This is a genomic window from Streptomyces sp. NPDC001156, from assembly GCF_053598275.1.
In genome coordinates this window covers 1-1,105 of the sequence record NZ_JBSFJX010000572.1, presented here as the reverse complement: position 1 = coordinate 1,105, position 1,105 = coordinate 1, and the positions used below count along the sequence as shown (strand labels likewise).

Annotated in this window: 1 protein-coding gene; it reads left to right on the top strand. The window is 69.4% G+C overall.

The window, feature by feature from the left end; all coding sequences use genetic code 11:
• A partial coding sequence (locus ACWDA7_RS53195; protein WP_450615471.1) for an integrase core domain-containing protein occupies positions 1-1,041 on the top strand: 1,041 nt, incomplete at its 5' end.
• Between the last annotated feature and the right edge of the window lie 64 nt (positions 1,042-1,105).

Here is a 1,105-nt window from a genome sequence, read left to right as displayed (position 1 = left end):
CTCCTTGGACTGCTCCTGCTGCTGTCACGCTCGGAAGAGGCCAAGGACGTCGAACTGCTCGCGCTGCGCCACGAGAACGCGGTGCTGCGCCGACGGCTCGGCGTCCGGCCGCGCCTTGCCTGGCCGGACCGCGCCATGCTCGCAGCCCTCGCCCGGCACCTGCCGTTCCACCTGCGCAGGCACCGCTTGGTCACCCCCGGCACCCTGCTTGCCTGGCACCGCCGACTGCTCCGCTGGAAGTGGAGACAGAAACCTGCGCCAACCGGCCGCCCGCCGATCTCCGAGGAACTCACCGCCCTCATCCTTCGCCTGGCCCGCCAGAACCCCACCTGGGGCTACACCCGCATTCAAGGTGAGCTGCGCCGTCTCGGCCACCGCGTCGGCGCATCCACCATCCGCCGCGTCCTGCGCAGCGCTGGCCTCGGCCCGGCACCCCGCCGGAGCCCCAACGCAGCGCCCACGTGGCGCGAGTTCCTGCGCGCCCAGGCCTCCGGCCTGCTCGCCGCGGACTTCTTCCACGTCGACACCGTGACCCTGAAGCGGCTGTACGTGTTCTTCGCCCTGGAGACGGGCACCCGCACCGTGCACATCCTCGGCGTCACCGCCCACCCCACCGCAACCTGGGCCACCCAACTCGCCAGGAATCTTCTCGCCGACCTCGGCGACCGGACCTCAAGCTTCCGCTACCTGCTACGCGACCGCGACAGCCGCTACACCGAAGCGTTCGACGCGGTCTTCACCGCCGACGGCATCGAGATCCTCAAGAGCGCGCCCCAGGCGCCAAAGATGAACGCCCACGCCGAAAGGTTCATACGCACCGCTCGAGCCGAGTGCATCGACCGGCTACTGATCTACAACCAGCAGCACCTGCGGCACGTCCTCGCCGAGTATGCCGAACACTACGACCGCGGGCGGCCCCACCGGGCCCTGCAACTTCGCGCTCCCGCCGACGACCCGGACGTCATCCCGTTCCCAGCCCAGCGGATCCAGCGCCACGACATCCTCGGCGGCCCCATCCACGAGTACCGAGACACCGCCTGAAGAAACTCGCGTCACGTAGCGAACGCCCAGGTCAGCGCACATCCGGAGCTTTTGGAACCCTACA